The 3,957-nt window shown below is 69.2% G+C and carries 6 protein-coding genes; 3 read left to right on the top strand and 3 right to left on the bottom strand.

The window, feature by feature from the left end:
* Window positions 1-127: 127 nt before the first annotated feature.
* A complete protein-coding gene (locus tag A5750_RS04795; protein ID WP_066958277.1) occupies window positions 128-745 on the top strand; it encodes a TetR/AcrR family transcriptional regulator in 618 nt (205 codons plus the stop codon).
* 79 nt (window positions 746-824) lie between these two features.
* On the top strand, window positions 825-1,241 hold the full coding sequence (locus A5750_RS04790; RefSeq protein ID WP_082948054.1) for a nitroreductase family deazaflavin-dependent oxidoreductase: 417 nt from the start codon (window positions 825-827) through the stop codon (window positions 1,239-1,241).
* On the opposite strand, the gene A5750_RS04785 is transcribed toward A5750_RS04790, so the two are convergent.
* The 3 genes from A5750_RS04785 to A5750_RS04775 are packed head-to-tail and all read right to left on the bottom strand — an operon-like array spanning window position 1,238 to window position 3,239.
* On the bottom strand, window positions 1,238-1,594 hold the full coding sequence (locus A5750_RS04785) for a DoxX family protein (RefSeq protein WP_066958273.1): 357 nt from the start codon (window positions 1,592-1,594) through the stop codon (window positions 1,238-1,240). The genes A5750_RS04790 and A5750_RS04785 overlap by 4 nt on opposite strands.
* A 9-nt stretch (window positions 1,595-1,603) precedes the next feature.
* Window positions 1,604-2,752 carry an SPFH domain-containing protein gene (locus tag A5750_RS04780; protein WP_066958270.1) on the bottom strand — a complete coding sequence of 383 codons (1,149 nt, stop codon included), beginning with the start codon at window positions 2,750-2,752 and terminating at the stop codon, window positions 1,604-1,606.
* Window positions 2,753-2,801: 49 nt separating this feature from the next.
* Window positions 2,802-3,239 (bottom strand): NfeD family protein, encoded by a 438-nt coding sequence (locus A5750_RS04775; RefSeq protein WP_066958268.1) that lies wholly within the window; start codon window positions 3,237-3,239, stop codon window positions 2,802-2,804.
* A gap of 57 nt (window positions 3,240-3,296) precedes the next feature.
* Between A5750_RS04775 and A5750_RS04770 the strand changes: the two genes are divergently transcribed.
* The coding region (locus A5750_RS04770) for a DUF2249 domain-containing protein (protein WP_231989136.1) at window positions 3,297-3,957 on the top strand (661 nt) is incomplete at its 3' end.

Here is a 3,957-nt window from a genome sequence, read left to right as displayed (position 1 = left end):
CCCCCCCACAGCTGACCACCCCGCCGGTCGCCGTCCCCGCGCCACCGCTGCCGCCGGCACCGCACGCCTGAGGTGCGAGGACAGCGGCGAACCGGCCGCGTGTAAACATCTGTTTATAATTGTAAACGTGCATTCACCACCGCCGGATGACCGGACGGCCAGAGCACGGATCCGGGACGAAGCGCTGCGATTGATCGCCGAGCGTGGCCCCGACGCGGTCACCCTGCGCGACATCGCGACCGCTGCGGGCGTCTCACCGGCCCTGCTCATCAGGCATTATGGCTCGAAAGACGGGCTGATCGAGGCCGTCGACAGCCACGTGGTCACGACCTTCGAAGCATTGCTGACCAGCATGACCGAGCGGACCGCCGTGGTTGGACTGGAGCCCGCCGCAGTGCCGAGCCTGCTCGACGGCCTGGCCACCTACCTGCCGCCGGATTCGGCGATCCCGGCGTACCTGAGCCGGCTGCTGATCACCGGAGGCCGGGCGGGCTCGGCATTGTTCGACCGGCTCTTCCGGCTCAGCCAAGCCACTCTGGACGCGATGGTTGCGGCCGGAACCGCCAGCCCCGGCGCGGACGCCGCGGTGCGCGCGGCGTTTCTACTTGTCAATGACCTCGCGGTGCTGACGCTGCGCCCCCGCCTGACCGAAGCGCTCGGCGTCGATCCGCTCTCGGATGCGGGCATGCGGCGGTGGGCCGGTGAGGTGTTTGCGATCTATCGCGACGGACTTAGCAACGGCTGAACGAGATACGGAGGTAATGGTGTCCAGCACAACCCTTTTCGTCAGCGCCGGCGCACGCGTGCTGCGGTCGCGTCGACTGATGCGCGCACCCATCTGGCTGTATAAGGCCCGCGCCGGTGCGCTGTTCGGCTCACGCCTGCTGATGCTCGAGCATGTTGGCCGCAAATCCGGCGCGGCGCGCTATGTGGTGCTGGAGGTGGTCGGTCACTCCTCGCCGGACACCTACGTCGTCGCCTCCGGCTTCGGCCGAAAGGCGCAGTGGTTCCGCAACATCCACGCCAACCCGCGGGTGCGTGTCTACGCGGGCAGCCACGCTCCCCGGCGCGCCACCGCGCGCATCCTCGGCCAAGAGGAGGCCGACCGCGCACTGGCCGCCTATGTCAGCCGTCATCGCACGGCCTGGGAACAGATGAGGCCGGTGCTGGAGGAAACGCTCGGGGTTCCGATCACCGAAACCGACACACCGCTGCCGCTGGTCGAGTTGCGCCTGGACTAGTTGCGGTCCGGTCCCTTCGCCGTCATCACGGCGAACGTAGCGAGGAACACCGCGGCCGGGAGCGCGTTGACGACCTTGTCGCGTACGCGGATGTGCGCGCCGAGCGCCAAGACGAAATAGACCGTCAGCATCAACGTCGTCACCCGCGCCAGGACCGGGAACCGGGTGACCGACAGCAAGCCCACGGCGGCCGCCCCCTTCACCGCCGGCAGCACCGGCCGAACGTTCTCCGGCAACCCGACGTCATCGAGAACCTTCCTGATCGGGGCGACCTGGACGCCGCATAGCACCGCGTCCACGGCGTGGAAGGCGCCGAGCGCCACGTAGGTCTTTGGCGAAGTGAAAAGGCTCATCCGGCAATCCTATTGGGCCAACTGCGGCGGCGTCCCCGGCGGCGTGCCGTCCACCGGCTGGCGGGCGCTCGCTTCGGCCTTGGCCACCGCCTGGGCGATCGCGGGGTCGGTCTCGGTGGAGAACCAGTCGGCGATGTCCGCATCGTCCGATGCGGCGGCGTGCTGAGGTGTGTCGTCGACCGGGGAGGGCTCGAACCGGAACACTCCGTCCTGGCCCGGGGTGCCCAGCATTCTGGTGAATCCCTGTAACGCCGCGTTGAAGTCGCTCGGCACCACCCACACCTTGTTGGCGTCACCGCGCGCCATTTCCGGCAGGGTCTGCAGGTACTGGTAGGCCAGCATCTCCGGGGTGGGCCTGCCGGCCTTGATCGCGGCGAACGTCTTCTCGATGGCCTTGGCCTGCCCCTGTGCCCGCAGGTAGGCCGCGGCGCGCTCACCCTGCGCGCGCAGCATGCGGGACTGCCGGTCGGCCTCGGCCGCCAGGATCGCGGCCTGCTTGGCGCCCTCGGCGGCCAGGATCTGCGCCTGCTTGGCGCCTTCGGCCTGGGTGATCGCGGCCTGCCGGTTACCTTCGGCGGTCAGGATCATCGCTCGCTTCTCGCGGTCGGCCTTCATCTGCTTTTCCATCGACGCCTGGATGGACGGCGGCGGGTCGATGCTGCGCAGCTCGACCCGGGCGACCCGCAAGCCCCAGCGACCGGTCGCCTCGTCGAGCACCCCGCGCAATTGACCGTTGATCTGGTCGCGTGACGTCAGCGTCTGCTCGAGCGTCATGCCGCCCACCACGTTGCGCAGCGTGGTGGTGGTGAGCTGCTCCACGCCGACGATGTAGTTGCTGATCTCGTAGACGGCCGCCTGCGGCACGGTGACCTGAAAGTAGACCACGGTGTCGATGTTCAGCGTCAGGTTGTCCTCGGTGATCACCGGCTGCGGCGGAAACGACACCACCCGCTCGCGCAGGTCCACCCGCGCACGGACCCGGTCGATGAACGGCACCAACAACGTCAGCTGGCCGCTGACCGTCCGGCTATATCGACCCAGCCGCTCGATCACCGCGGCCTCCGCCTGCGGTATCAGGGCCACCGACTTGGCGACCACCACAATGGCGAATATCACCAAGACGACCAGCAACACCAAACCAGCAACCGCACCTTGCACGGGAGTTCCTTTCTCTACCAGGGTCTCTGGAGGCGTCCTCGCGCAGCCGTTATGGACCGCTCTTGAAGACCACCGCCGTGGCGCCGTCGATCTGCAAGACGGTCACCGACTCCCCCGGTTCGTAAACATCCCCATCGTTGAGCGGACGCGCCGTCCACACCTCCCCGTCGAGCTTCACCTGGCCCCCGTCGCGGGCGATTCGCTCGAGCACCAATGCGTTCTTGCCCTCCAGCGCCTCGATACCCATCTGCGGCACATGCGCGGGCGTCAGTTGCCGCCGCAGCGCCGGGCGGACCAGCACCAGGAGCAGCACGGAAACGACGAGGAACACGATCCCGTCCGCCCAGCCGGGCCAATCCGTCAGCCAGCTTGTGATTGCCGCGGCCAGGGCACCGCCGCCGAGCATCACCAAAAACATATGGCCGGTGAGCGCCTCCGCACCGGCAAGCACCAGCGCGAATATTAGCCAAAGCACCGCGGCGTGCATGCGGCCAGAATACGCGTGATCCGCCTTTGCCGGGCAAAACAACTACACTGCGGAATCGTGTGGTGTCCCAGTGTCTCGCTGTCCCTGTGGGCCAACGCCTGGCTCGCAGGCAAGGCCGCGCCCGACGACGTCTTGGACGCGTTATCGGCATGGGCGCCAAAGCAATCGGTCACCGCGTATGATGCGGTCGCCGCCGGCCACACCGGGCTGCCGTGGCCCGATGTGCACGACGCCGGAACGGTGACGCTGCTGCAGACGCTGCGCGCCGCGGTCGGCCGGTCGGCGCCCACCCCGGATGGCCCGGGCCGGCTGCGCGGGACGATCAATATGCTTTTGCCCGTGCCCGGCGACGTGCGCGGGCTTGCCCCCGGGACGCAGTTCGAGCGTGATGCCCTGTCCGCGGGCGAGGCGATCATCATCGCCAACCCACACGATCCCGCCACCGCCGTGGGGCTGGTCCCCGAGTTCTCCTATGACGACGAGCCGGAGGACTTCGCCGACCTGTGCGCGCTGTCCTGGACGGTGTACTCGCTGCCGGGCGCGCCGGTTCTCGACCATTACGAGCTCGGCGATGCCGAATACGAGCTGCGCTCGGCCGTCCGGTCGGGCCCCCCCCCCCCCGGCGGGCCGGGGGGGGGGGGGGGGGGGGGCCCCCGCGGCCCGGCCCGGGGGGGGGGGGGGGCCGGGGGGGGGGCGCGCCCGCGCCCCCCGGGGCGGC

Source organism: Mycobacterium sp. 852002-51613_SCH5001154 (assembly GCF_001667425.1).
Classification (GTDB): domain Bacteria; phylum Actinomycetota; class Actinomycetes; order Mycobacteriales; family Mycobacteriaceae; genus Mycobacterium.
Note: the sequence above shows the minus strand (reverse complement) of the source record. Positions and strands in the feature narration are given on the sequence as shown.